16 protein-coding genes, 2 tRNA genes and 2 pseudogenes are annotated in these 24,714 nt (G+C 69.3%); 12 read left to right on the forward strand and 8 right to left on the reverse strand.

All coding sequences use genetic code 11. The features are described from left to right. Window positions 1-56 precede the first annotated feature (56 nt). From serA to C2L58_RS02525, 5 genes are all read left to right on the forward strand, one after another. A complete protein-coding gene (serA, locus tag C2L58_RS02505; protein ID WP_103335455.1) occupies window positions 57-1,655 on the forward strand; it encodes a phosphoglycerate dehydrogenase in 1,599 nt (532 codons plus the stop codon). Between the two features lie 230 nt (window positions 1,656-1,885). Beyond that, complete coding sequence (locus tag C2L58_RS02510; protein ID WP_199191060.1) at window positions 1,886-5,278, forward strand: S8 family peptidase; 3,393 nt, start codon at window positions 1,886-1,888, stop codon at window positions 5,276-5,278. A gap of 228 nt (window positions 5,279-5,506) precedes the next feature. Continuing rightward, window positions 5,507-6,544: a 3-isopropylmalate dehydrogenase gene (locus C2L58_RS02515; protein ID WP_103335456.1), complete on the forward strand. Its 1,038-nt coding sequence runs from the start codon at window positions 5,507-5,509 to the stop codon at window positions 6,542-6,544. Between the two features lie 665 nt (window positions 6,545-7,209). After that, on the forward strand, window positions 7,210-8,814 hold the full coding sequence (gene cimA / locus C2L58_RS02520; RefSeq protein WP_103335458.1) for a citramalate synthase: 1,605 nt from the start codon (window positions 7,210-7,212) through the stop codon (window positions 8,812-8,814). Between the two features lie 31 nt (window positions 8,815-8,845). Further along, a complete protein-coding gene (locus C2L58_RS02525; protein WP_103335460.1) occupies window positions 8,846-9,616 on the forward strand; it encodes a fumarylacetoacetate hydrolase family protein in 771 nt (256 codons plus the stop codon). Here the strand turns inward: C2L58_RS02525 and C2L58_RS02530 are convergent. Next, the gene (locus C2L58_RS02530; protein WP_103335461.1) at window positions 9,613-10,863 is read right to left on the reverse strand and encodes an FAD-dependent oxidoreductase; all 1,251 of its coding nucleotides are present in this window, start codon (window positions 10,861-10,863) and stop codon (window positions 9,613-9,615) included. The genes C2L58_RS02525 and C2L58_RS02530 overlap by 4 nt on opposite strands. A 502-nt stretch (window positions 10,864-11,365) precedes the next feature. On the opposite strand from C2L58_RS02530, the gene C2L58_RS02535 reads away from it, so the two are divergent. The 4 genes from C2L58_RS02535 (at window position 11,366) to C2L58_RS49715 (ending at window position 12,935) form a co-directional block, all read left to right on the forward strand. After that, complete coding sequence (locus C2L58_RS02535; protein WP_441296287.1) at window positions 11,366-12,100, forward strand: HAD family hydrolase; 735 nt, start codon at window positions 11,366-11,368, stop codon at window positions 12,098-12,100. Between the two features lie 51 nt (window positions 12,101-12,151). Beyond that, window positions 12,152-12,223 (forward strand) — tRNA-Gln (locus tag C2L58_RS02540). A gap of 100 nt (window positions 12,224-12,323) precedes the next feature. Then, a tRNA-Glu gene (locus tag C2L58_RS02545) sits at window positions 12,324-12,399 on the forward strand. A 143-nt stretch (window positions 12,400-12,542) separates the two neighbouring features. Next, entirely contained in the window at window positions 12,543-12,935 is a 393-nt protein-coding gene (locus C2L58_RS49715) for a hypothetical protein (protein WP_199191061.1), read from the forward strand. Here C2L58_RS49715 and C2L58_RS49720 read toward each other — a convergent pair. After that, a complete protein-coding gene (locus C2L58_RS49720; RefSeq protein WP_199191062.1) occupies window positions 12,932-13,078 on the reverse strand; it encodes a hypothetical protein in 147 nt (48 codons plus the stop codon). The two genes, C2L58_RS49715 and C2L58_RS49720, sit on opposite strands and share 4 nt — an antisense overlap. A gap of 90 nt (window positions 13,079-13,168) precedes the next feature. Here C2L58_RS49720 and C2L58_RS02555 point away from each other — a divergent pair, with 90 nt between their 5' ends. Beyond that, entirely contained in the window at window positions 13,169-16,627 is a 3,459-nt protein-coding gene (locus tag C2L58_RS02555) for a tetratricopeptide repeat protein (RefSeq protein ID WP_146073517.1), read from the forward strand. Between the two features lie 192 nt (window positions 16,628-16,819). Here C2L58_RS02555 and C2L58_RS48455 read toward each other — a convergent pair whose 3' ends face one another. After that, window positions 16,820-17,692, reverse strand: coding sequence for a helix-turn-helix domain-containing protein (locus tag C2L58_RS48455; RefSeq protein WP_233225515.1), 873 nt, complete (start codon window positions 17,690-17,692; stop codon window positions 16,820-16,822). A gap of 193 nt (window positions 17,693-17,885) precedes the next feature. On the opposite strand from C2L58_RS48455, the gene C2L58_RS02565 reads away from it, so the two are divergent. Together C2L58_RS02565 and C2L58_RS48460 are read left to right on the forward strand one after the other, a co-directional pair. Next, window positions 17,886-18,332, forward strand: coding sequence for a DUF2690 domain-containing protein (locus C2L58_RS02565; protein WP_158264072.1), 447 nt, complete (start codon window positions 17,886-17,888; stop codon window positions 18,330-18,332). A 34-nt stretch (window positions 18,333-18,366) separates the two neighbouring features. Then, window positions 18,367-18,678, forward strand: coding sequence for a hypothetical protein (locus C2L58_RS48460; RefSeq protein WP_146073519.1), 312 nt, complete (start codon window positions 18,367-18,369; stop codon window positions 18,676-18,678). Between the two features lie 661 nt (window positions 18,679-19,339). Here C2L58_RS48460 and dnaK read toward each other — a convergent pair. The 5 genes and pseudogenes from dnaK to C2L58_RS02585 form a co-directional block, all read right to left on the reverse strand. Further along, window positions 19,340-21,067 (reverse strand): annotated as a pseudogene (gene dnaK, locus C2L58_RS50210) (molecular chaperone DnaK); the annotation flags it as partial. A 396-nt stretch (window positions 21,068-21,463) separates the two neighbouring features. Further along, window positions 21,464-22,117, reverse strand: a pseudogene (locus tag C2L58_RS50215) (caspase family protein); the annotation flags it as partial. Between the two features lie 3 nt (window positions 22,118-22,120). Next, complete coding sequence (locus C2L58_RS02575) at window positions 22,121-22,477, reverse strand: effector-associated constant component EACC1 (protein ID WP_103335469.1); 357 nt, start codon at window positions 22,475-22,477, stop codon at window positions 22,121-22,123. A 137-nt stretch (window positions 22,478-22,614) separates the two neighbouring features. Beyond that, the gene (locus C2L58_RS02580; RefSeq protein ID WP_103335471.1) at window positions 22,615-22,974 is read right to left on the reverse strand and encodes a DUF6292 family protein; all 360 of its coding nucleotides are present in this window, start codon (window positions 22,972-22,974) and stop codon (window positions 22,615-22,617) included. Window positions 22,975-23,079: 105 nt separating this feature from the next. Continuing rightward, window positions 23,080-24,615, reverse strand: coding sequence for an alpha-L-arabinofuranosidase B (locus tag C2L58_RS02585; RefSeq protein ID WP_103335472.1), 1,536 nt, complete (start codon window positions 24,613-24,615; stop codon window positions 23,080-23,082). Window positions 24,616-24,714: the final 99 nt, after the last annotated feature.

Below are 24,714 nucleotides of genomic sequence, written 5' to 3' on the forward strand. Positions count from 1 at the left end.
TGACCGTTTGTCGACACAGAGCGTCCTGGAAGTGACCAGATAGTGGGAGCCGCATCGTGAGCAAGCCCAATAAGCCCGTCGTCCTCATCGCGGAGAAGCTCGCCCCCTCCGTGCTGAGTGTCTTCGGTGACGAGGTGGAGGTCCGGCACGTCGACGGCACGGACCGGTCCGCGCTGCTCGAGGCGGTGAAGAGCGCCGACGCGCTCCTGGTCCGCTCCGCCACCCAGGTGAACGCCGAGGTCTTCGCGGCCACCACGCAGCTCAAGGTGGTCGCCCGCGCCGGCGTCGGCCTCGACAACGTCGAGGTGCCCGCCGCGACCGAGCGTGGGGTCCTGGTCGTCAACGCGCCGACGTCGAACATCGTCTCCGCCGCCGAGCACGCCGTCGCCCTGCTGCTGTCGGTCGCGCGCCGCGTCCCGGCCGCCGACCAGAGCCTCCGCGGCGGCGAGTGGAAGCGCAGCTCGTTCTCCGGCGTCGAGCTGCAGGGCAAGACCATCGGTGTTGTCGGCCTCGGCAAGATCGGGCAGCTGTTCGCCCAGCGTCTCGCTGCCTTCGACACGAAGCTGATCGCCTACGACCCCTACGTCTCGGCCGCGCGCGCCGCGCAGCTGGGAATCGAGCTCGTCACCCTCGACGAGCTGCTGACCCGCGCCGACGCCATCTCCATCCACCTGCCGAAGACGCCGGAGACCAAGGGCCTCATCGACGCCGAGGCGCTGAAGAAGACCAAACCGGGCGTCATCATCGTGAACGCCGCCCGCGGCGGGCTCATCGTCGAAGAGGACCTGGCCGACGCGCTGCGCTCGGGCCACGTGGGCGGCGCCGGTGTCGACGTCTTCGTCAGCGAGCCGACCACGTCCAGCCCGCTGTTCGAGCTGGAGAACGTCGTCGTGACGCCGCACCTGGGCGCCTCCACGGCCGAGGCGCAGGACCGCGCGGGCACCGACGTCGCGAAGTCGGTGCTGCTGGCCCTGCGCGGCGACTTCGTGCCGGACGCGGTGAACGTCTCCGGCGGCGGGGCCGTCGGCGAGCACGTCCGCCCGTACCTGTCGCTGGTCCAGAAGCTCGGCCAGCTGCTGACGGCGCTCAACCCGACGTCGCCGACGTCGGTGACCGTGCAGGTCAAGGGCGAGATCTCCAACGAGGACACCGGCGTGCTGCAGCTCGCGGCGCTGCGCGGGGTGTTCACCGGCGTGGTCGAGGACCAGGTCACGTTCGTCAACGCGCCGCAGCTGGCGGAGAAGCTGGGCGTGCAGGTCGAGCTGGAGACCGAGCCGGAGAGCCCCAAGTTCCGCAGCCTGGTCACCGTCCGCGCGGTGCACGCCGACGGCGCGGTGCTGACCGTGTCCGGTTCGGTCACCGGCCTGGACGAGGTCGAGAAGCTGGTCGAGGTCAACGGCCGCGGGTTCGACCTGCGGGCCGAGGGCACCGTGCTGCTGGTCGAGTACCCGGACCGCCCGGGCGTGATGGGCCGGGTCGGCACGCTGCTGGGCGAGGCGGGCATCAACATCGAGGCCGCGCAGATCAGCCAGACCACCGACGGCTCGGACGCGGTGATGCTGCTGCGCGTCGATCGCCACGTTGACGCGCACCTGCTGGAGCCGATCGGGGCTTCGGTCGGGGCGCACACGATCCGTGCGGTGGACTTCAACTGACGTAACCCTTTCGAAGGCCCCCTGTCACCCGGCAGGGGGCCTTCGCGGGCAATCACATTCACGTAACGGAGTCCTTTGCCTACGTAAGTAGGTGTTTTGGGGCATTAGGTTCTCCCCGCGAGGTTGAACCACGCGTCGTCGAGGGCACGGCGCTGTGCCGCGCTTCACCGTCGGGGGTGTCAGGAGCGGCAGGCAGGTTCGGGTCCAGACCTCGAGTAAGGGGCCGACTCATGAGCAGATCCCGCCTCCCCACGCGCGCCACGACGGCGGCCTTCGCCGTCGTTCTGGCGGCCGCGCTCGGGGCGCCGGTCGCGAGCGCCAGTCCTGAACGGGCACAGCCTGATCAAGCACAGGGCGCGCAGCTCGCGGAAGGCGTTGCACCCGCCAAGATCGACGACGCGAAGCTGCAGGGGAAGCTGTCGCCGCGCCTGGGGGCCGCGCAGGGCCGGGTCACCGCGTTCGTCGAGCTGGCCAAGAAGCCGGCCGTCGACGCGTTCACCGCCACGCAGCCGCAGGGCAAGGAGCAGGCCAAGCGGGCCGCTCGCGCCGCCAAGGCGGACACCGCCGCCGCCGTGGACTCCGTCCTCGGCCAGCTGCGTGCGGGCAACGCCCAGCCGCAGGTCGTCACCCAGACCGCCAACGCCGTTCCCGGCGTGGTCGTCACCGCCGACGCCGCGAAGCTGCGTGAGGTCGCGAAGCGGGCGGACGTCGTCGCGGTGCGCACGGTCGTGCCGAAGACCCGCACCAACGCCAGCGCCGAGCAGCTGACCAACACCCTCGCCGCCTGGCAGCAGACCGGCAAGTTCGGCGACGGCGTCCGCGTCGGCGTCATCGACGACGGCATCGACTACACCCACGCCGACTTCGGCGGCCCCGGCACGCAGGCCGCCTACAAGGGTGTCGACAGCACCAAGCCGACCCCGCTCTTCCCGAGCGCCAAGGTCGTCGGCGGCACCGACCTCGTCGGCAACGACTACGACGCCGCGACGGCCGGCAAGACCACCCCGAAGCCGGACCCGAACCCGCTCGCCTGCGGTGAGCACGGCACGCACGTCGCCGGCACCATCGGCGGCTTCGGCGTCACCGCCGACGGCAAGACCTTCAAGGGCGACTACAAGAAGCTGGACGCCAAGAAGGTCGACGCGATGCAGATCGGCCCGGGCACGGCGCCGAAGTCGCTGCTCTACGCGATCAAGGTGTTCGGCTGCACGGGCTCGACGAACGTCACCTCGCAGGCCTTGGACTGGGCGCTGGACCCGGACGGCGACGGCGACTTCACCGACCACCTCGACATCGTCAACCTCTCGCTCGGCTCCGACTTCGGCGCGCCGGACGACCCGGACTCGCTGTTCGTGCGCAAGCTCGTCGCGAACAACGTGCTACCGGTGATCTCCGCGGGCAACGGCGGCGACATCAACGACATCGCCGGCTCCCCGGGCAACACCCCCGAGGCGCTCACCGTCGCCAGCACGCGTGACGCGGGCATCCTGCGTGACGCCGCCGAAGTCAAGGCGCCCGCGACCGCGGCGGGCCAGAAGACCGGGCAGTACAGCCAGAACTACGCCGGCTACGACACCCTGGACCTGACGGCGCCGGTCGTCGCCCTTTCGGCGGCGAACGCGGCCGGTTGCGCGCCGTACTCCGCCGAGGACAAGGCGAAGGCGGCCGGCAAGTTCGTCTTCCTGGAGTGGGACGACAACGACTCGACCCGCGCCTGCGGTTCGGCGGCGCGGGCCAACAACGCGCAGGCCGCCGGGGCGAAGGGCGCACTGCTTTCGTCCACGTTGGAGCACTTCAGCGCGGGTATCGCGGGCAACGCGGCGATCCCGATGTTCCAGTTCACCGGGTCCGCGACGAAGACGCTGCGCGCGGCGCTCACCGCGGGCACGCTGCAGGTCCGGCTCTTCGGCACCGGCCGCGCCTCGATCCAGACCTACGACAAGACGATCGTGGACACCCCGAGCTCGTTCACCTCGCGCGGCACCCGCGGCCCGGCGCTCAAGCCGGACCTCGCCGCGCCGGGTGACACGATCACCTCGGCGTTCCGCGGCAGCGGCAACGGCCGGACCGTGCTCTCGGGCACGTCGATGGCCGCCCCGCACACCGCCGGCATCACCGCGCTCGTCCGCCAGTCGCACCCCGACTGGTCGGTCGAGGAGGTCAAGGCGTCCGTCATCGACACCGCCGGCCACGACGTCGGCGACGGCGCGGGCCACACCTACGCGCCGCAGCGCGTCGGCAGCGGCCGGATCGACGCCAAGGCGGCGCTGGACAACCAGGTGCTCGCCTACGTCGTCGACGACCCGGGCGCGGTCAGCGTCAGCTTCGGCACCGTCGAGGCGTCCGGTCCGGTGACGCTGTCGAAGACGATCAAGCTCGTCAACAAGGGTGTCACGCCCGCCGAGTACTCCGTGGCCTACCAGGCGGTCAACGCGCTGCCGGGCGTGGAGTACACAGTGGACAAGCCGTCGGTGAAGCTGACCCCGCGCGGCACCGCCAAGGTCAAGGTGACGCTGAAGATCGCCGACCCGAAGGCGCTGCGCAAGGTCATGGACCCGACCATGGCGGCCACCCAGGCCGGCCTGGCCCGGCAGTTCGTCGCGGACGCCTCCGGGCGCGTCGCCTTCACGCCCACCAGCGGGGCCACCGTGCCGCTGCGGGTGTCGGTCTACTCCGCACCGAAGCCGGTTTCGACGATTTCGACGCCGCCGTCGGTGAAGTTCGCGCCCGACGCCACCCAGGCCGTGCTGAACCTGACCGGCAAGGGCGTCGACCAGGGCGCCGGCGCGCAGAAGTACCGCTCGCTGATCAGCGTGCTCGAGCTGCAGGCGGAGTCCCCGCAGCTGCCCGAGTGCGACGCGGACGTGGTCACCGACTGCACGCTGAACAAGACGGCCAAGGGCGGCGACCTCCGCTACATCGGCGCGGCTTCGACCGCTCCGCTGGCGAAGGCCCAGGGCGAGCCGGAGAACGCGATCCTCGCGTTCGGCCTGTCCACCTGGGGTGACTGGGCGAACATCGGCAGCAACACCTCGCCGTTCGTCGACATCGACACGACCGGGGACGGGCAGCCGGACTTCGAGACCTACGTGACCAAGGCGACGTCGACCGACGTGCTCCTGGCCACCACGGTCGCGCTGACCCCGGGCTTCCCGACCGTCGACGTCCAGGCGGTCAACGGCCAGCTCGGCGACGTCGACACCAACGTGTTCGACACGAACGTGCTCACGCTGCCGGTTTCACTGGCCGCGCTGGGCATCGACGCGAACGCCGACAGCCACCGCATCTCCTACACGGTGGGTGTGAGCGGTTTCTACGTCGCGCCGGGCACGACGAACGGGCTGATCGACTACGTCGGCACGCCGCTTTCGTTCGACGCGCTCGCGCCGGGCTACGCGGTCCAGGGTGGCGGCGACGCCGCGCTGGGCTACGTCGCGAAGCCGGGGACGGCGCTGGTCGTCACGCGGAACGCGGCGTCGGCCGCGGCCGACAACGCGCTCGGGCTGCTGGCCATCGAGCACCACAACGCCGCGGGCAATCGGGCCAACGTGGTCAAGGTGGACGCGACGCAGGGCGCCCGGCCGGGGAACGAGCGTCAGCCGATCGGGGCTGGTCGCCGCTAGGGCCCGACAAGATCGATTCCTGCAGGACCAGGGGCGTCTCCGGCGGATTTCCGCCGGGGGCGCCCCTCTGTTGTTCACCCGATTGGGTGTCTCACCCTGCGGGAGGATGCGGCATAAGGGTGGTGCGGCTACGGCGGTTTGTCTACGGCCGGTAACCTTCCGGCTGCTGGCGTTTTGTTGCGGTGGGCCATCGGTGCGGCCGGTGGTCCGGTCGACGGAGGTGTGTGGATGCGGCTCGCGGTGATCCCAGGAGACGGGATCGGGCCCGAGGTGGTCTCCGAGGCGCTGAAGGTGCTCGGCGAGGTAGTACCGACGGCGGAGATCACGAACTACGACCTCGGCGCCGCGCGATGGCACTCGACGGGCGAGCTGCTCCCGGAATCGGTCCTCGGCGAGCTCCGTCAGCACGACGCGATCCTGCTGGGCGCGGTCGGCGACCCGTCGGTGCCGAGCGGAATCCTGGAGCGCGGCCTGCTGCTGCGCCTGCGGTTCGAAATGGACCACCACGTCAACCTGCGCCCGGCGCGGCTGTACCCGGGTGTCCGGGGACCGCTGGCCGACGCGGGCGACGTCGACATGGTCGTCGTGCGCGAAGGCACCGAAGGCCCGTACGCGGGCACCGGCGGCCTGATCCGCAAGGACACCGAGCACGAGATCGCGACGGAGGTCAGCGTCAACACGGCGTTCGGCGTCCGGCGCGTGGTCGCCGACGCGTTCAACCGCGCCGAGGCCCGGCCGCGCAAGCACCTGACGCTCGTGCACAAGACCAACGTGCTCTCGTTCGCCGGGTCGCTCTGGTCGCGGATCGTCGAAGAGGTTTCGCTGGAGCACCCGGAGGTGACGGTCGCGTACTCCCATGTGGACGCGGCGACCATCCACCTGGTGACGGACCCGTCCCGGTTCGACGTGATCGTCACGGACAACCTGTTCGGCGACATCATCACCGACCTCGCGGCCGCGGTGACCGGCGGCATCGGCCTGGCGGCCAGCGGCAACCTGGACATGACCCGCCGCAACCCGAGCATGTTCGAGCCGGTCCACGGTTCGGCGCCGGACATCGCGGGCCAGGGGCTGGCCGACCCGACGGCGGCGGTGCTCTCGGTGGCGCTGCTGCTGGACCACCTCGGGCAGAAGGAATCCGCACGGCGGATCGAGGCTTCGGTGGCGTTCGACCTGGCCACGCGGGACCAGGCTTCACCGGGGGCCACGCAGGCCATCGGTGACCGGCTGGCGGCGCTGGTTTCGTCGAACGTGCGTACTGCTTGATTTTTCGGGGAAGCCCTGCACCTGTTGGCTGGGTGCGGGGCTTTTTCGTGTCCGTTGGCGGCTTGTCGCCGGGCTTGTCGCCGGGCTTGTCGACTGGCTCGTTGGCGGCTTGTCGCCGGGCTGGTCCATCGGCTTGTCGGCGGCTCGTCGACGGCTTGCTGCCCGGCTGGTCCACCGGCTTGTCGACGGCTTGCCTCCCGGCTGGTCCACCGGCTCGTCGAAGGCTTGTCGCCCGACTTGTCCACAGCGCTCCCGGGATGTGGAGAAGTGAGCGGTCGAGCGGCTTTTCGGGCGGTTCCGTCGGTGGGGGCCGATAGACTGGACCGGGGTCAGCCCCCAGGGTGCGGTGGGGTATGTCTGGGGCCTGATGGGGTCGTCAAGCCGCGGCGGGGGCGAAGTCGCGGTAGTGGGCGCCGATGCTGGGCATCGAGGTCAGGAAGCCCGAAAAGGCAAGCGCGAGTTTCCCGAATGGTGGGAGCTTGGCCCAGCTTCTGGACGTGGCCGCGAGCGCTGTGGCATGATGCGACCGTGACCAGCTTCGCGATCATTATCGACGAGCGCGCCGGACGATAGCTCCACAAGAGCCCCCGGCGCGCAACCTCTCGCACCCATGCGGGAGGTTTTTTTGTTGCCTTGAAACGCCAGGAAGACGCTAGGAGAAGACCGTGACCCGCAAGGAGCCCGCCGATACCCCGCTCGGCGACGCCTTCCACCTCTACGACACCACCCTGCGCGACGGTGCGCAGCGAGAGGGCATCTCCTACTCCGTCCAGGACAAGCTCGCCGTCGCGCGGCTGCTGGACGAGCTCGGGGTCGGGTTCATCGAAGGCGGCTGGCCCGGCGCGCTTCCCAAGGACACCGAATTCTTCGCCCGCGCCGCGAAAGGCGAACTGAAGCTCCGCCACGCCGCGCTCGTCGCCTTCGGGGCGACCCGCAAGGCCGGCACCACCGCCGACGCCGATCCGCAGGTGCGGGCCCTGCTCGACAGCGAAGCGCCGGTCATCACCCTCGTCGCCAAGTCCGACCTCCGCCACATCGAACGCGCCCTGCGCGTCGACGTCGACGAGGCCTGCGCGATGGTCGAAGACACCGTCGAGTTCCTCACGAAAGAAGGCCGGCGGGTCTTCCTCGACGCCGAGCACTTCTTCGACGGCTACGCGCATTCCCCCGAGACCTCGCTCCGGGTCCTCGACGCCGCCGCCCACGCGGGTGCCGATGTCCTCGTGCTCTGCGACACCAACGGCGGCCAGCTTCCGCTCGGGCTCGCCGAGACCGTGCGGACGATCAAGGAAAAGACCGGGTTCCGGCTCGGGATCCACTGTCAGGACGACACTTCCTGCGCCGTGGCGAACTCCGTCGCCGCGGTGCAGGCCGGCGTGACGCACGTCCAGTGCACCGCCAACGGTTACGGGGAGCGGGCCGGCAACGCCGACCTCTTCGCCGTGACGGGAAACCTGGTGACCAAGCTCGGCATGGAGGTCCTCCCGACCGGAGGTGCCGCCGAGCTCACCCGGGTCTCCCATGCCCTTGCCGAAATCGCCAACCTCGCCCCCTACACCCACCAGGCTTACGTAGGGGCGTCGGCTTTCGCCCACAAGGCGGGACTGCACGCGAGCGCGATCAAGGTGGATCCGTTGCTGTACAACCACATCGATCCGTCTTCCGTCGGCAACGACATGCGGGTACTGGTCACCGAGATGGCCGGCAGGGCCAGCCTCGAGCTCAAGGGACGTGAGCTCGGGGTCGACCTTGCCGGCCGGCCCGAAGCGCTGACGAGCGCGATCACCAAGGTCAAGCGGCTCGAAGCGGAAGGCTGGTCCTTCGAGGCCGCCGACGCCTCCCTGGAGCTCTTGCTCCGCCAGGAGGCCGACGTCCCGGCGCAAGCGCCGTTCGCGCTCGAGTCCTACCGGGTGGTCCTCGACCACCGCCCGGACGGCGAGGTCATGGCCGAAGCCACCGTCAAGGTGCACGTCGGCGGGCAACGCGTCATCGCCACCGCCGAGGGCATCGGGCCGGTGCACGCACTCGACGCGGCCCTGCGGAAGGCGCTGTCGCCGCACCTGTCCTGGTTGGACAGTGTGGAGCTGGCCGACTACAAGGTGCGCATCCTCCAGGGCCACCCCGGCACCGACGCGGTGACGCGGGTGCTGGTCGAGAGCACCGACGGCGAGCGCGAGTGGACCACCGTGGGCGTGCACGGCAACATCGTCGAGGCCAGCTGGCTGGCGCTGTGCGACGCCCTCGTCCACAAGAGCACCACCGTCAGCTGAGCCGAGGGTGGGGCGCACGTAGACTGGCTGCGTGCGCCTAGCCCGAATTGCCCATCCCGGTGGTGTCGCGTTCGCCTCGATCGAAGGCGACGGCGACGACGCCCAGGTCCTCGAAATCGCCGAGCACCCCTTCGGCCAGCCGAACTTCACCGGCAAGCGGTGGCCGCTGGCCGACGTCCGGCTGCTCGCGCCGATCCTGCCGTCGAAGGTGATCGCCGTCGGCCGCAACTACGCCAAGCACGCGGCCGAGTTCGGCAACGACGTGCCCAGCGAGCCGATGCTGTTCATCAAGCCGTCGACGACCGTCATCGGGCCCAACGCGGCCATCCGCCGCCCGTCGGGCATCGGCCGCGTCGACTTCGAGGGTGAGCTCGCGATCGTCATCGGGCAGCCGGTGAAGAACGTCCCGGCCGCCCGCGCGGCGAGCGTCATCCTCGGGTACACGGTCGCCAACGACGTCAGCGCCCGCGACCTCCAGAAGTCCGACGGCCAGTGGGGCCGTGCCAAGGGCTTCGACACCTTCTGCCCGATCGGCCCGTGGATCGAGACCTCGATCGACGCCTCCGACCTCTCCCTGAGGGCCGAGGTCGACGGCGAGCTCAAGCAGGACGGCCGCACGTCCGACCTCGTCCACAAGATCCCCGAGCTGGTCGAGTTCGTCTCCGGCGTGATGACGCTGCTGCCGGGCGACATCATCCTGACCGGCACGCCCGAGGGCGTCGGCCCGATCGAGGGCGGCCAGAGCGTCTCGATCACCATCGAAGGCATCGGAACCCTGACCAACCCGGTCGAGGACGTCTAACCCCTGGCCACCGGCTCCATCGGCCGCCGGGCGAACGCCGGAGCGTGCTCCGGCCGCAGCCCCAGGCCGAGGAGCCGGGCCGGGACGTACGACAGGCGCGGGAACCGGGCGAACGCCTTGATCATCGGCGCCGGCGGGCCGTTGCGCTCGCCGTTCATCACCCCGCGGACCACCGTGCGGTGCAGCAGGCGCTGCAGCCCCTGCACCAGCAGCGTCGGCGCGAGGCGGCGCGAGCGCACCTTCGCCAGCTCGGCTCCCGTCGGACGGCCCCGGCGCAGCGGCTCGGCCAGCAGCGTCGCCGCCGCGACCGCGTCCTGCACCGCCAGGTTGATGCCGACGCCGCCGATCGGCGACATCGCGTGCGCCGCGTCGCCGATGCACAGCAGCCCGTCGACGTGCCACTTGCGCAGCAGGTTGAGCCGCACGTCGAGGAACTTGACGTCGTCCATCGTCTCGAGCTCGTGCACCCGGTCGGTGAACTCGGGGCAGATCTGCGTGACGTTCTCCCGGAACGCCTCGATGCCGTGGGCGCGCAGGTCTTCGCCCTTCGGCGCGAGGTAGGCGACCTGGTAGAAGTCCGGCCGGGGGAGCGGCACCGCGAAGCGGCGGTTCCGCATCTTCGGCAGCAGCATGGTGCCCGCTTCGTCGTCGCCACGCGAGAGCCGGAACCACCAGACGTCGAACGGGCAGTCGTACTCCCGCGGCACCAGGCCGGCCTCACGGCGGGCCAGCGACCAGCGGCCGTCGGCGGCGATCACCAGGTCGGCGCGGATTTCGCCGGTTTCCCCGGCGCTCGTGCGGTAGGTGATGCCGGCGACCCGGCCGTCCTCGCGGACCAGGCCGGTGCACTCGGTCTCCATCCGCTGGACGAACGTCGGCTCCTTGCGCGCGCTTTCGGCGAGCAGGTCGAGGAAGTCCCACTGCGGCACCATCGCGATGTAGGGGTGCGCCACCTTCAGCCGGGTGAAGTCGGCCAGCTTCATGAGCTCGCCGTTCTCCTGGGGGAAGCCCGCCGAGGTCAGCTCGCTGTGCGGCAACGCGTGGAACCGCTCGCCGAGGCCCAGCTCGTCGAGCAGCGTCAGCGTCGACGGGTGCACCGTGTCCCCGCGGAAGTCGCGCAGGAAATCGGCGTGCTTCTCCAGCAGCGTCACCTCGACGCCGGCCCGGGCCAGCAGCAGCCCCGTGACCATCCCGGCCGGCCCGCCACCGATGACGACGCAGCTCGTGCGCTCGGTCATCTCGACCATCTCCCTTATTCATCGCTTGTTGAATAACTTGAGGATGCACCCGCGTGGCACCGGCGTCAAGGGGTGTGACCGGAGATACGCTGATCGGGCGACGGCCCCGGTGTCCGCGCCCGGTGGCCGAAAACCGTCCAAACGCGACAGTTGGTCGAAGGTGTTCCGGTTGTGCCCGGCTCCGGCGGCGGGATGCGGAAGCGCCCTTGTGGACGGAGCGGATTCCCAAGCCGCGCAAGGGTTTTCACGGAGGAATCGATTGCTTTCCCGGTCGGGCCGGCGCCGGGGGTGTGTACGGCCGGATAACCGAACGGGGACGGTCCGCCAACTGGGAGTAGAGAAAGTGCGCCGGAACAGGCGAGCGGCAATCACCTCTTTGGCAGCGTCGCGAACGCGGCGGTTGCCCTAGCCTCACTGGGTGGATTTCGCCCTGGCACCCCGGACCCCGTCGCGAACCGCCTCGCCCGCAGCGGCGGCGTCCGAGCCCTGGGCGCCGCCCGAGCTCCGGCTGGTGTGCCTGGACATCGACGACACGCTCATCGACTGCACCGCCGCGATCCGCCGGAGCCTCCACATCCTCACCGGCCGGGGTGACCTGTGGCCGCTGTGGGACCTCATCACCGAAGAGCACGTCGCGCTCGTCGTCGCGGGCGAACTCGACTACCGGACGATGCACCAGCGGCGCACCGACTGCTTCCTCGCCGAAATCGGCATCCTCGCCGACGCCGAACAGGTGAGCTCCTTCGAGCGCCGCCGCCGGGAGCTGCTCGACCACTCGTGGCAGCTGTTCGACGACGTCCTCGACTGCCTGGAGTGGCTGCGCGCGGCCGGCCTGATGCTGGCCGCGGTGACGAACGCCTCGGGTGTCCACCAGCGGAAGAAGATCGCCGACCTGGGCCTGGCGCCGTTCTTCGACCACGTCGCCATCGCCGGCGAGCTCGGCGTGGCCAAACCCGACCCGGTGATGTTCCACACGGTGTGCCTGGGCCTGGGCTGCGCCCCGGCCCAGGCGGTCCACGTCGGCGACAAACTGGACACCGACGCGATCGGCGCCCGCGACGCGGGCCTGGGCGCGGTCTGGCTCGACCGCGACCGCATCGGCGAGCGCGCCCCGGAGGGCGTCCACACGGTGGCCGGCCTCGCCGAGCTGCCTGAGCTGCTGGTTTCGGAGTACGCCACGATCGGCGTCCCGGCCCAGCGGAGCAGTGGCACCCCCGCGTTCACGGTCCGGAACGGCGTGCTCTAGTATTTCTCCTCGTGCGGTGCTGAACCGGCCCAGGCCGGAGCAGTACCTCACTGGGGTATGGTGTAATTGGCAGCACGACTGGTTCTGGTCCAGTTAGTCTAGGTTCGAGTCCTGGTACCCCAGCTGCGGAGAGTGACCCCCCTGCGGGGCGGGAAATCGCTTCTGGTAGGTTCTCTCCAGCAAGAAAAACAGAAAAGCCCTGGGAGACCAGGGAAGATCCTAAGCCCCCGTCGTCTAGCGGCCTAGGACGCCGGCCTCTCACGCCGGTAGCGTGGGTTCGAATCCCATCGGGGGTACCAGCAGTAACCAAACCGCCTGACTCACGTCGGGCGGTTTTTTGGTGTGTCTGGAGCGCGCGTCAGAGATCCTCTGCGGCTTGCGTGTGTCCTCGGCAGAGGGTTCACCGGCAGTCTGACTGTGATCGTCACCTCATCGATGTCCCGTGGACGTGATGCGGGACGATGTCCGCTCGGTATCCGCAGGGTGGCTGGCCAATGTTCCAGCCGTCCCGGACGTGCTTGCCGAGGCCGCCCCAGGACTGCTTGAGGGTATTGAGGACCTCGTACTCGGCGATGGACTGGTTGATCCGCCGCTGCAGAACCCGCTGGGCGCGGCTGCCCGAGAGTGTCAGCGGCTCGTTGGAGGCGTCGGCTCGTTCCAGCTCTCGCACCGCCGACAGACCTTCGAAGGCGCGGCGGGCGACGCGCGTGAGACGCTCTCCCAGAACACTACGTCGAAGCGGCGGCTGGGGTGGGATGCCTCGTCGACGAGGGCGGTGATGCCGCCTGCCGGACTTGATGTCGAAAAAGCGGCCGTGATGACCCAGGACTTTTAAACGGAGCTTTCATCGCCGGTTTTGCGGCCTTCCGGATGAATGGCGTCTTCGGCCACGGTGATCACATCTTCGGTGACGGCGCCGCCGACGCAGCGGCGCGTTCCAGTATTTTGATACGACTGGCCGAGCACCAATGGCGACACAGTTGGGACACAACTGGGTCACTGCGTCGGGGAGGCGCGTAACAGTGCGTTCATGCCGTCCTACTCCTTGAGTGAGTGGGGAGGTGCACGATGAGCACCCGAATTGACGAAGCCGAGGCCGCCTTGTGTTGCTTCGATGGCGCTGCCGCGTTGTCCGCGTTTGACGAGGTACTCGAAACTGACGCGCACAGCGACCGCGCGTTGGCCGGGCGCGTGCGTGCGTTGTGGATGCTTCGACGCTGGAAAGACGCCCGTGCCCGGCTTGCGGAGCTGGATGACCGCGATCACTCCGTCCACGTGGCGCTCGCGCGTGGTCTTGTCGCGCTCGGGCAGCCGGACGACCCGTCGTACCTCGCCGTCGACTGTGGGTCCGCGAAGCGGGACGACGAAACGGCCATCGCTGCCTTCGAAAGGGCGGCTCGGCTGGACGAATCATCAGTCGAAGCGGTGGCCGGCCTCGCCACGGCCTACCGGATGGCGGGCCGGCTCCCGAAGGCTGAAGAAGTTCTGCGGAATGCGCGTCCACGGTTGCGTTCGTCGGCGCCGGCCTTGGTGGAAAGCGCGATGTGCCGGATGGAACAGGACGACCTTTCGGCGGCGGAGGAATACGTCTCGCTCGCCATCGCGGACGACCCCGGGTATGTGCAGGCACAACTGGTCCGGCTGGAGCTGCGCCGACGATCCGATTACGGCAACGCGGAGCTGGTCGCGCTGGCGGAAGGGCTGGTGAACCGGCAACCCGGTCCGACCGCGGTCGCGCTCGAGCTCTACGGCTGGGTCCTGCTCGACCGGGCGGACCTGACCGGCGACCGGCAGTTGCGGGACAAGGCCCTGGAGCAGTTCAACCGCGCCGAGGCGTTGGGCCCGGTCATGCCGGGGGTGATCAACGGGAAGATCGTCATCCATCTGGGCAACAGTCAGTTCGAACAGGCTTTCAAGGTGGTCGACGCGGCGATCGAGAGTGAGCCGACCAGTCCGCAGCTGTACCTCAGTCGTGCGGAGATCATGGCGGCCGCGGGTGAACTGCCGCGGGCGCGGCTCGACACCTATCACCGCGTGCTGGACCTGGAACCGCGTGACCTCAGTGCGCGGCTCGCGAAGGTGCGCGCCCTGATCAGCCTGCACCGGATCCCCGAGGCGACGGAAATCGTCGAGGTGCTGCGCGAGGAGTTGCCCGGCAACCGCCGCGTCGACGCGGCTGCGATGTGGCTGCGAGAACCCGCGCAGATGCCGGAGTCTCGGGTACTCGAGCTGAAGATCGACCGGCCGTGGGAAAACGGGAAGGACGATCCCGATCAGCTGCTGGACCTGCTCACTAACGAAGTGAGTGTGAACCTGGGACTGACCAGGCCGGTCGCCGGTCGGCTGGGCGAACTCGTCGTGGGGGATCGCAAAGCGCTGCTCCAGCGCGCGTTCGAAGAGGAGCAGAAGTACCTGCAGGCGCGGGCCAGGTTCCGCGGCCAGGCACAACGTGCCCGGAAAGGCGCCCCCGTCCGGTGGCTCGGCCACCTGCTGTTCGAGTCGGCGTTCGTGTTCGGGACTCTCGCTCTCGCCGTGCTGATTTGGTTGATCTCTGGGCGGGGCGAGCCGTTCACGGGCTGGCGGCTGGCCTTGACGGCGGCCTTCCCGATCGTGTTCTTCGTGATCGCTTTTTTCGATCGGAAGTACAAGCTCCCTGTCGATCTCGCCCCCACCTTCGCGGCCTTCGGCGGTGCCGCGGTGCTGGCTGCGTCGATCTGCCTGGGTGTCGTTCGGTTCGGCGCCGGTCTTGGCAGCGTTGTCGGCATCGGCGTGGCTGTTGCCGTCATCGGTGCGGTCATCGGCGGTGCCCTGCTCCGCAACCAGTTCGCGAAGCCGAGCCCTCTCGGGCCGCAGCAGGCGTTCGACCAGTGGCTGGAAAGCCTGTACGGCAACGGGTTGCTGCCGTTGGCGATCGGCGCGAGGGCCAGCCATGAGCGCGTCTACGGTACCTGCCTGCCGGTCCTGGACGGAACATATTCGGACGCTCCGGTGGAGATTGACACTCCCGCTTCCGGCGACTTGCGTCGGCTGCTCAGGCAGCGCAGTAAGGGGAGTTTCGCACTGGCCGGTCCTCGCGGGGTAGGCAAGTCCACACTGCTCGACCGGTGGTGTGCGGGGCAGTTCCTGCGCGATGCGGAGTCGGCGCAGCGGGTGCGTCACGATCTGACCATCAAGGTCGATGCTCCCGTCGGCTACCAGTCGAAGGAGTTCTTGATCCACTTGTTCGGCAAGCTGTGTGACGAGGTCGAGAAGTACGTGCGCTCGCTGGAAGGGCTGCGGAACCGACCGGGTGAGCCGGCACCACGACGGCTGCTCCGTCTGACGGGTTCGGAACGTTTCGATCGGGTCGACCGGCCCGAGGGAAACGTCCAGCCGGCCGACCTGGCCGCCCGGGCGAAGGAAGAGCGGGAGAACATCCGCTTCGTGCAGAGCCGCACGAAGGAAGGGGAGCTTTCGCTGGGTCTCACCCCGCTGAAGGGGACGAGTGTCGGGTACAAGGCCAAGGGCACCGTCCGGCGCGACGACGTGCCGCTCAACCACCCTGAGCTGGTTGACCGGTTCCGCGACTTCCTGGGCCAGACCGCGCAGCTGGTCGAGGAGCTTCGCTGCAAGGTGCTGATCGGGATCGACGAGCTGGATCGGATCAGCGACGGCGAAGGGGCGCAGCGGTTCCTGAACGAGTTGAAGGCGGTCTTCAACGTCCGCAACTGCTATTTCCTGGTCTCGGTTTCCGAGGATGCGCTCGCGGAGTTCGAACTCGCGGCGATGGGCATGCGGACGGTGTTCGACAGCGCTTTCGACCAGATCGTGCGGGTCGACTACTTCTCGTTCGAGGAGGCGAGGTCACTGCTCAACCGGCGCATCCGCGACCTGCCCGAGCAGTTCGCTGCGCTGGCGTATGTGTTCTCCGGTGGCCTCGCGCGCGAACTGGCCCGGACGGCGGAGGCGATCGCGGGCGGTTGCTCGTCCGAGGAAGAGCTCGGCTCTGTCGCCGGGCACCTCGTGCAGCGCCAGCTTGACCGCACCACTCGCGCCGCGATGGACCGGGTCAGCCGGTCACCGGACCGCCGCGCCGGTGCGGCCCTCATCCCGGTGCTCGACGAGCGTCCGGTCGGCAAGCTGACCGGCGGGATGCTGCGCGAATACGCCGTGAAGGTGGCCGACATCGGCCACGCGAAGGCAGAGTCCGTGGGCCTCGCCGGTGTCCGGCTCGACGTCGTCGCGATGGTGGAGTACCTCGCGGTGCTCCTCGACGTCTTCGACGGGCGGCTCGTCGAGGACCGGATGGCCGCAGGGTTGGAACGAGGGTTCGGCGCCTTCGAGAACCTCGCCAGGGTTCGCCGTTATCTCGGGGCGAACTCCTCCGGGGCGCGGGAACTCCTACGCGGGTTCTGCGGGGCGTGGGAGCTCCCCGGAGCTGCTCCCGCCCCGAAGTCGCGAACCTGTGTGCTGCCGCCGCGGCGTGACGGACACGCACGCGGAGCCGCCCGCCTTGGTCTCAATCACTCGAACGGTGCCGGCCGGTAGCCAGTGCTCTGCCCATGAACGTTGGCCGGTTTGATGACACGCCGGTCAGCGTTCGGGGTCGGTGGTCGGGATGCGGTCAGGCTGGGGTGCAGATCGACCGATCGAGAAGGTCAGCGGCTGCATCCGATCGTGCGAGGAGGGACCGGCTCGGCAGCGCGGCTGCGCCGGGCTGCGCTCGGCGTGTTTCTTCGATCACTGCGTACCCCGGAGACAGCGGGTCGTCGCCTCGGCTTGTCCTGACAACACGGTCACGATCCGGACCGCCACCTGCACGCAGCCATGACGTATCGGCAGGATGTTGCCGAAGACCGCTTGACCGTCGAATACGGCTTGATAAACCGTATCATTCGGCGCGTCATTTCTCCGCTGAGCTGTGATCGTCACGATTGCGCCAGTGAGGCGAACAGTGCCGTCCGTGGGACTGAATCGTCCCCATGCGACGTCGCACTTCGGGGCGTATCTCAGCTCTATGCTGCCAAGGTAGGTTTCATCAGCCGTGTTGACCTCAACACTGTCAACCGTCGTCACATCCGGATCTGCCGCACATGTCGAACGCTTTGGATCTGCGCCATCCACCACAGGTTGCTGGCTCAGGGCTCCAGTGGGGACGAAGCGTGCTGTAGGTGATTCGTCGGATGTCGCAGGAGCTGCTGGGCTGATCGATGTTCTTTGCGAACTGTCGTCGCCTGACAGGAACACAAAAACAACGCCGATCAGTGCGCAGATGATCGTGGCGGAAACCAGGGTGATGCGCGCCCGGTTGTGGCGAGGCGAAGTACGCGGTGGTTCCGTCGCGGCTTCTACGGTCGAGGGTGCTCCGCCGAGCGCAGCGCGTGCTTCTTCCCATCGATGCCGCCAGGTCTCGAGGTCGCCTCCGCATGCCTGCGCATAGGCCAACGCCACATCGAGTGTCGGGAGCCTCCGGCCCTGTGCGGCGGCGGACAACGTCGCCTTCGAGAAGTGTGTCTTCTCCGCCAGCGTGCGGTAGGTCGGCGAGCCTGCCTCTTCGCGGAGTTGGCGTAGTTCGAACGCGAAGCGCTCACACGGCCCGTCGGCCGGGTCCACCGGACTCGGCTGCCTTGGCACCCGGCTCCCCCTCCCGAACTGCGATGTCCAGACTTCGATGTCCGCTACCGGACGGTGTTTTGGCCAACAGTGCGATCCATTACACCTGGTCAAAGGCGGCGTTTCAGGCTCCATTCGGGTGACGACAAGCACGGTCCGAGCGAGCGGCCCGCCTAACCGAAAAGGAGGATTCATGGAGACACATCACGTGCTCAGGCGATGCGTGGCAGCCTTTCTGATCTTCTGTTCCGCAGCCGGCATCAGCATCGCGGCCGCCGGCGCCGCCAACGCGGCCACGTGCTCCGGCTTCGGATGCACCTACCAGGACCCCCAGCTCAGCGGATGCTCTGCGGACGCCATCACGGTGGTCCACTACCAATTGCCGGCGGTGGCGCAGCGCCTGGAACTCAGGTGGTCCCCGAGCTGCAAGACGAACTGGGCGCGAATGTATCTCGACACGTCCCCGGTATGGCTGCGCGCCGTGCAGCCGGACCGAGGGGACGGCCTGCCCCGGGTGACCCAGCTGAGTGGCCACAACGACACCTACAGCTGGTCGGCGATGATCTACTCGCCGGTTCTTTGCGTGTATGCGGACGTGCAGACCAGCATATGGGGTCGTTACCGCACGGAATGCTACTGAGTGTGAATTTCAACATTCAATGTGAGGAGCAGAAGTGAGATATTCTCTTGCGAAAGTGATCGCGGTTGCGGCGCTCGGGTTGAGTGGTGCGGCGAGCATGCCGGGATCGGCATCGGCTGGTGGAAGCGTCGATGTGTCGGGTTGGTGTCAGGCGTACTATGGCAGTCAGGCATTTCACGGCGTTGTGGTCAGCAACAACGTCTACGGATGGCGCTGTCAATACGGAACCGACGCGGCGGCGCGATTCAACGTGGACATGAACGCGGCCTGTGCCCGTCAGTACGGTAACCCCGGCACCGCCAGATTCACCGACTACAACAATCCTTACTCCTGGTACTGTGTGTGATGAGGTGGTAACGGCTGATAAGTGATCGGCTGAAGCAGGACAGGCGCAGAGCAGGACGATACCGCGCAGGCTTCTGCGGGTCTGGCGTCCTGCTCTGCGCCATCGCGCGGTGGCGATCATCGGGTCCACGTCAAAGGAAATGCCCGTGCCGGTACTGGTCGCCGGGCAGCCTGGCCGGGCGAGACCCGGTGGCTCGGTCGCCCTTACGTATGCGTGATCGGCATCGAGCCACCGCAATGCGCACGCGGCGACGGGATCCCTCCCGCAGACAGCCGTTCCAGTGGTCTGGAGCACGGCAGCGAACGTGGAGCCGAGGCCGGCAGTCACCGGTTCTCCGTGGTGAATCTCCGGGGGCGACAGCGCCACGTGCTTCCGGCGGTACGGCGTCGAACGTGACGCGATCGCGAGTACCCATGGATGCCGCAACGCCCGGCAGCAGCTGGCACCGCGCCCCGTGGCGGGCACCCCAGGCGGTGGCGGCTCGCCAGAAGGCGCGGCCGTGCCCGCGGCCACGGTGACCGGGGCGGCCCCGAAGTACCGCGGCAGCAGCACCGGTATCCCGTCGCGGTCGGGGACCGCGGCGAGCGGGCCGATTGCCCCGACGACCACGCTGTCGTCGGTCGCACGATGGGAGCGCGCGCTACAGGCTCGGCCGCTGCTGGTAAATCGCCACACCGATCTGCCTGCTCACCTCGTCGAGCTTGTCGGCCGCTGTTTTGATTGCCGTTGTGTCGGTGCCGGTGAGGGTCGTGCGGAGGACGTCGATCGCCTGGCGGGCCTGGCCCTGCATCTCGAACGGGAACTTGCCGCCGTGCTCGCGGATGAAGGCCTCGAGCTGGTAGATGGACGTCTCGGCTCGGTTGCGCAGCTCCGCCTCCGCGCGGCGGCGCTGGTCCTCCTCGGTCCAGCGTTCCGCGTCGCGGACCATGCGGCCGATCTCGTCGCGGGACAGGCCTACTCCGCCGGAGATCTCGAGTGATTGCTCGCGGCCGGTGCCGAGGTCGCGGGCCGATACGTGCATCACGCCGTTGGGGTCGAGGTCGAACGTCACCTCGAACTGGGGCACGCCGCGCGGGGCCGGTGGCAGGCCCGTCAGCTCGAACGTGCCCAGGTGCCGGTTCTCCTTCGCGATCTCCCGCTCGCCCTGGTACACGCTGACCTGGATGGACGGCTGGTTGTCCTCCGCGGTGGTGAAGATCTCCGAACGCTTCGCCGGTATGCCGATGTTGCGGGGGATGACCCTGGTGAACACCCCGCCCTGGGTTTCGATGCCGAGCGAAACGGGGTTCACGTCGAGCAGGAGCGTGTCCTTCACCTCGCCCACCAGCACGCCGGCCTGCAGGGCGGCGCCGGCGGCGACGATCTCGTTGGAACTGAAGCGCTGCTTCGGCGACGCTCCGTGCAGGAGCTCGCGAACGAGCCCGAGGAACGCCGGCATCCGGGCGGCGCCGCCGGCGAACAGGACGTGGTCGATCTGCGCCGCGGTGATGCCGGCTTCGCGGAGGACGTCGGTGACCGGGCCGCGGACGCGGTCCAGCAGGTCCGCCGTGATGCTCTCGAACTCGGCCCGGGTGAGGGCCTCGTCGAGGTGCAACGGCTCCTTCTCCGCGCTCACCGTGATGTAGGGCAGGGTGATCGTCGTGCGCTGCACACTGGACAGGGCGATCTTGGCCTGCTCCGCGGCTTCCCGGAGCCGCTGCAGTGCCATCCGGTCGGCCTGGAGGTCGATGCCCCGCGCGCGCCGGAACCGATCGACGACGTGGTCGACGATCCGCTGGTCCCAGTCGTCCCCGCCGAGCCGGTTGTCCCCGCTGGTCGCCTTGACCTCGAAGATGCCCATGCCGCATTCGAGCAGGGAGACGTCGAAGGTGCCGCCGCCCAGGTCGCAGACGAGCACCGTGGCCTCGTCGGGGGCGCCCAGCCCGGAGGCCAGCGCCGCGGCGGTCGGTTCGCTGAGCAGCCGCAGGACGTTCAGCCCGGCGATCTCGGCGGCCTCCTTGGTGGCTTGCCGCTGGTGGTCGGTGAAGTAGGCGGGCACGGTGAGCACGACGTCGGTGATCCGGGCGCTCAGCCCGTCTTCGGCGTCGTGCTTGAGCTTCGCCAGGATCCGGGCGGCGATCTCCTGGGCCGTGTAGCGCTGCCCGTCGATCGGCGGCGTTTTCCAGTCGGTCCCGATGCGCCGCTTGACCGAGCGGAACGTCCGGTCCGCGTTCGTCACCGCCTGGTTCTTCGCGGACTGCCCGACGAAGACGTCGCCGGACTTCGCGAACGCGACGACGGACGGTGTCGTCAGCGTTCCCTCGGCGTTGGGGACCAGGAACGGGCTGTGGTTTTCGAGCGTGGCGAGGGCGGAGTTGGTGGTGCCGAAGTCGATGCCGACCGCCGTCAGCCGCCGCCGCGGCGGCTCGTCGGCCTGCGGACGCTCCGGTTCGCGGGGCTCGGCCGGCGGTGTCTCGGGGACGGGCGGGGCGGCCGGTTCCTCCCGGAGTTCCCGGAGGGCTTCGGCCGCCTTGCTCGCCAGGGACCGGCTGTCGTCGTCGGTGAGCTCGGTCAGCGTCTCGAGCGCCGCCCGGGCCAGCCGCGGCTCGTCGCCCTTGATCAGCGTGACGAGCATGCCGATCGCTTCCGCCCGGTCCTGCGGCAAGGGTTCCCGCAGGGCGCGGGCGACCGCGGACGGCAGAACGGTGTGCGGGCCCGCAGTCCAGGCGGCGTTGCGGGCGATCGCCAGGTCGTCGACGGTGCCGCCGCCACGGCGTTGCGGCTTCGGCAGCCCGCGGGCGTGCAGGGCGCGAAGCAGGTGGCGGTAGATCTGCGCGAGCGTGAGCAGTTCGGGGCCGTCGGTCAGGCCGTCGCCGAGGAGCCGGAGGAGTTCGCCGGTGAACGCGGTGTGGGGCGCACCCGCCGGGGCGTTGGCGGTTTCGTTGGCCGCGGAGGAGGTGAGGGTGTAGCGCCCGGGGATGTCGATCTGCCCGGACACCACCGAGCCGGGATCGGCCATCGCCTCGATGGCCCGGCCCGAGAAGCAGCAGTCGAGGATCAGGATGTTGTGGACCGCGGGGCTGTCGCGGAAGATCCGGTCGATCGTGGTGAGCGGCATCGCCGTGTAGGCGACGCGCTGGGCCCGGGTGGAGGACAGGCCGAGGTAGAGCGCGCCGTCGGCGTCGACCAAGCCGTGCCCGGCGTAGTAGACGAGAAGGGTGTCTTCGGCCTGCTCGGCGATTTCGGCCATCCGGGAGCCGAGCTGGTTGCTGTTGGCCGGATCGGTGATCACCGTGCAGTGCCGCGACGAGAACCCGCCGAGGTCCTCGCGGGTCAGGTGGTCGGCGAGACCGTTCACGTTGCCCAGCACCCCGGGCAGGTCCGGCAGGGTCTCGTCGTCGGGGTAGCGAGCGGTGCCGACGAGGACGACGCGAGACCGCCCCGGATCGGGCAGGCGCACCGGCTACCTCTCCCGCTCGGCGTCGAGGACGCTCTTGATCACGGCTTCGGCGTCCTCGACGCGCTGAGCGGTGACCTTCACCGAGCGGGCGCCGTCCCCGGCCGTGGTGATTTCGATCGTGGTGTCCGAGCGTTGCTGCCGGAGCCAGACCGACAGCGACCGGGCGAGCACCGCCGCCGCGCCCCCGCTGCCCAGCGCCACGGTGAGCACGTCCGCCACCGCGCCCATCTCGTCCGGTGCGGGGGCGGCGCTGGTCAGTTCGAGCTGCCCGCGCAGTTCGTCCTCTGCTCTCAGCCAGGACATGAGCGGCCGGAGCCTGTCGCGGGAATCCCCCGCGGTCACCCGAATCCGTGCCTGCATCCGCGCTCCTCCGCCCGACCCCCGCCCATCCAGTCAATCGCAGGACGTGGTGGCTTTGCTACACGGGAGTTGCCGGCGGGAGGTTCGACGCCTCGCTCAGGACACCGTCCACGGTGGATCAGCGCCCAGGCCCGCGGCTACCAGGGCCGCTGAGCCGGCTCGGGAACGTCCTCGTCCGACCGGCGCACCGGGCGCTCCCCGCGCTCGGACAGCGAGGTGAGGACGAAGTCGGCCACCGCCTCGGGTGGCTGGGTTCCCGGCAGTCCGGCGACGATCCGCAGCACCGATTCGCCGGCTTCCGCGGCCAGCTCCCAGCCCTGCCCGGGCGTCCAGCGCAGCAGGTAGTCGCTCGGTTCGCGTTCAGCCGCCTGGCCCGCGAAACGGATCTGGCCGCCCGCGAAGTCGCCGGTGTGCGAGCGCGTGTCTTCCGGCTGCAAGCCCAGCTCCGCGGCCACCGCCCGCACGAGCGCGGCCGTGGACGGTTCGTCGTCGGTCATGGGCCGCCCTCCTGTCGCAGGCGGGGACTACCCCTGCGGGCGGGGCGGGAAACGCCGGACCCGCGGAACCGCACGGGGGACGGTTCCGCGGATCCGGAACGCCGGTTACGGCGCCCAGGGAGCGTTGACGGCCCAGCTGACGTCGTCGGCCCAGGAAGCCGTCGCGTCGAAGGTGTCGGGGCCGCCGTTGCTCGCGATGTACACCGTGTTGTCGTAGTGGCGGAGGAAGCGGTCCGGGTAGTTGAACGAGGCGAAGGACGTGCCCTGGCCGTTCTTCCCGGCCTGCGGGCAGAACGTCGCGTCGGCGCGGAAGGCCGCGCTGCCGTCCATCGGCCGGCGCAGCAGCCGGTAGTTGTAGTGGCGCAGGAAGTCACCCGGGTAGTTGCGCGACTCGAACGACACGCACGACGGGTTCGCCAGGCCGCGGCGCACGATCCAGGACGCGTCGTTCTTGTCCAGGGCCGAGCTGCCCGAGCTCACCACCGACGTGACGGCGTCGTCGAACTGGTGCCGGATGTAGCGCGTGGTGCAGCACGCCGTCGTGGCGCGCAGCGAGATCGTCGAGCCGGGGTTCAGCGTGCCGCCGGCCACCGGGCTCGGGCCGCCGTAACCGACCGAGACGACGTTGGCCTGGACAGCGTTGTCGGCCGCGTCGGTCGGCAGTCCGCTGGTCATCACGCCTTCGAAGAACGAGCCGATCGAGCCGTTGCTGTTGTCGCCGCCGGTGCCGAGGACGATCGACCCCTCCTGCTGCATCGGCGAATACCCGGGCTGGGCCGGCTCCGGTCCGGCGTAGCGCGTGGCGAGGCCGCCGGACTGGGCGTTGCCGTCCTTCGTGGCGAAGAAGTTCTGCCCGTTGTTCTTCAGCAGCGCGGTGACGAACGGCGCGGCGTTGCCGGTGTAGGCGCTGTTCTTGCTCGGCCCGGCGTCGGACTGGAACAGGCCGTTCTCCAGGTCGGCCTGCACCCACGGGCCCTGGCCGGCGCAGGGGGAGAACCAGCACTCGGTGCCGAAGTTGATCGCGTCCATGTGGCCGTTGCCGGTGTCGGCGATGGACACCTCGGCGTTGCCGTAGTCGAAGCAGCACCGGTTGTTGACGTGGGTTCCGGACGTCACCATGTACATGCCTTCGGCCTGGCCGTTCACCGCGACGCCCGCGGCCGAGGTGTGCCGGTAGCCCATGCGGCCGGAGAACGACGCGCCGTAGACCGCGTGGCCGCCCGCGGTCACGGGCAGCGCGTCCGCGGGCACGCCGGAGTTCGCGGGCCCCGCGGCCCCGGCGGGTTCGACGAACAGGTCGTTGTGCCGGGGCGACTGGTCGTAGATGACGGTGATGACGCACGTCGTGCCGGTGCAGAAGGAGTCCTGCGCGGCCGCGTTGGCGTACCCGCCGGCGGCCAGCAGCCCGACGTTGGCGACGGCGCCGTCGGACGCCCGCTTCAGCTGGTAGAGCGGACCGTTGTAGGACGAGTACAGCGCGCGGGTGGTGCTGTGCGCGGCGACGCAGGCGGTGCCCGCGGCGCCGTAGATGTCGCACGGCAGGGACGTGGCCGCCGCGGCGGCTTGACCGGCGTTCAGGACGGTGGCGGCGAGCGCCAGTGTCCCGCCGGCCAGAAGGGAAGCGGTTCTCCGAGCGAACATGAAAAGCTCTCCGTTTCGAGGGTGGGGACCGGGAAAAACGCAGGGCGAAACGATTCCGCGACGCCGGCGTGCGAAATCGTCCGGGCGTCCGGAATGCGG

This window comes from Amycolatopsis sp. CA-126428 (genome assembly GCF_002904335.1).
Classification (GTDB): domain Bacteria; phylum Actinomycetota; class Actinomycetes; order Mycobacteriales; family Pseudonocardiaceae; genus Amycolatopsis.

Bases quoted from the DNA above. Each gene is read 5' to 3' on its own strand.
- C2L58_RS02510 (WP_199191060.1), top strand. From the start codon at position 1,886: ATGAGCAGATCCCGCCTCCCCACGCGCGCCACGACGGCGGCCTTCGCC.
- C2L58_RS02515 (WP_103335456.1), top strand. From the start codon at position 5,507: ATGCGGCTCGCGGTGATCCCAGGAGACGGGATCGGGCCCGAGGTGGTC.
- C2L58_RS02530 (WP_103335461.1), bottom strand. From the start codon at position 10,863: ATGGTCGAGATGACCGAGCGCACGAGCTGCGTCGTCATCGGTGGCGGG.
- C2L58_RS02555 (WP_146073517.1), top strand. From the start codon at position 13,169: ATGAGCACCCGAATTGACGAAGCCGAGGCCGCCTTGTGTTGCTTCGAT.
- C2L58_RS02565 (WP_158264072.1), top strand. From the start codon at position 17,886: ATGGAGACACATCACGTGCTCAGGCGATGCGTGGCAGCCTTTCTGATC.
- C2L58_RS02575 (WP_103335469.1), bottom strand. From the start codon at position 22,477: ATGCAGGCACGGATTCGGGTGACCGCGGGGGATTCCCGCGACAGGCTC.
- C2L58_RS02580 (WP_103335471.1), bottom strand. From the start codon at position 22,974: ATGACCGACGACGAACCGTCCACGGCCGCGCTCGTGCGGGCGGTGGCC.
- C2L58_RS02585 (WP_103335472.1), bottom strand. From the start codon at position 24,615: ATGTTCGCTCGGAGAACCGCTTCCCTTCTGGCCGGCGGGACACTGGCG.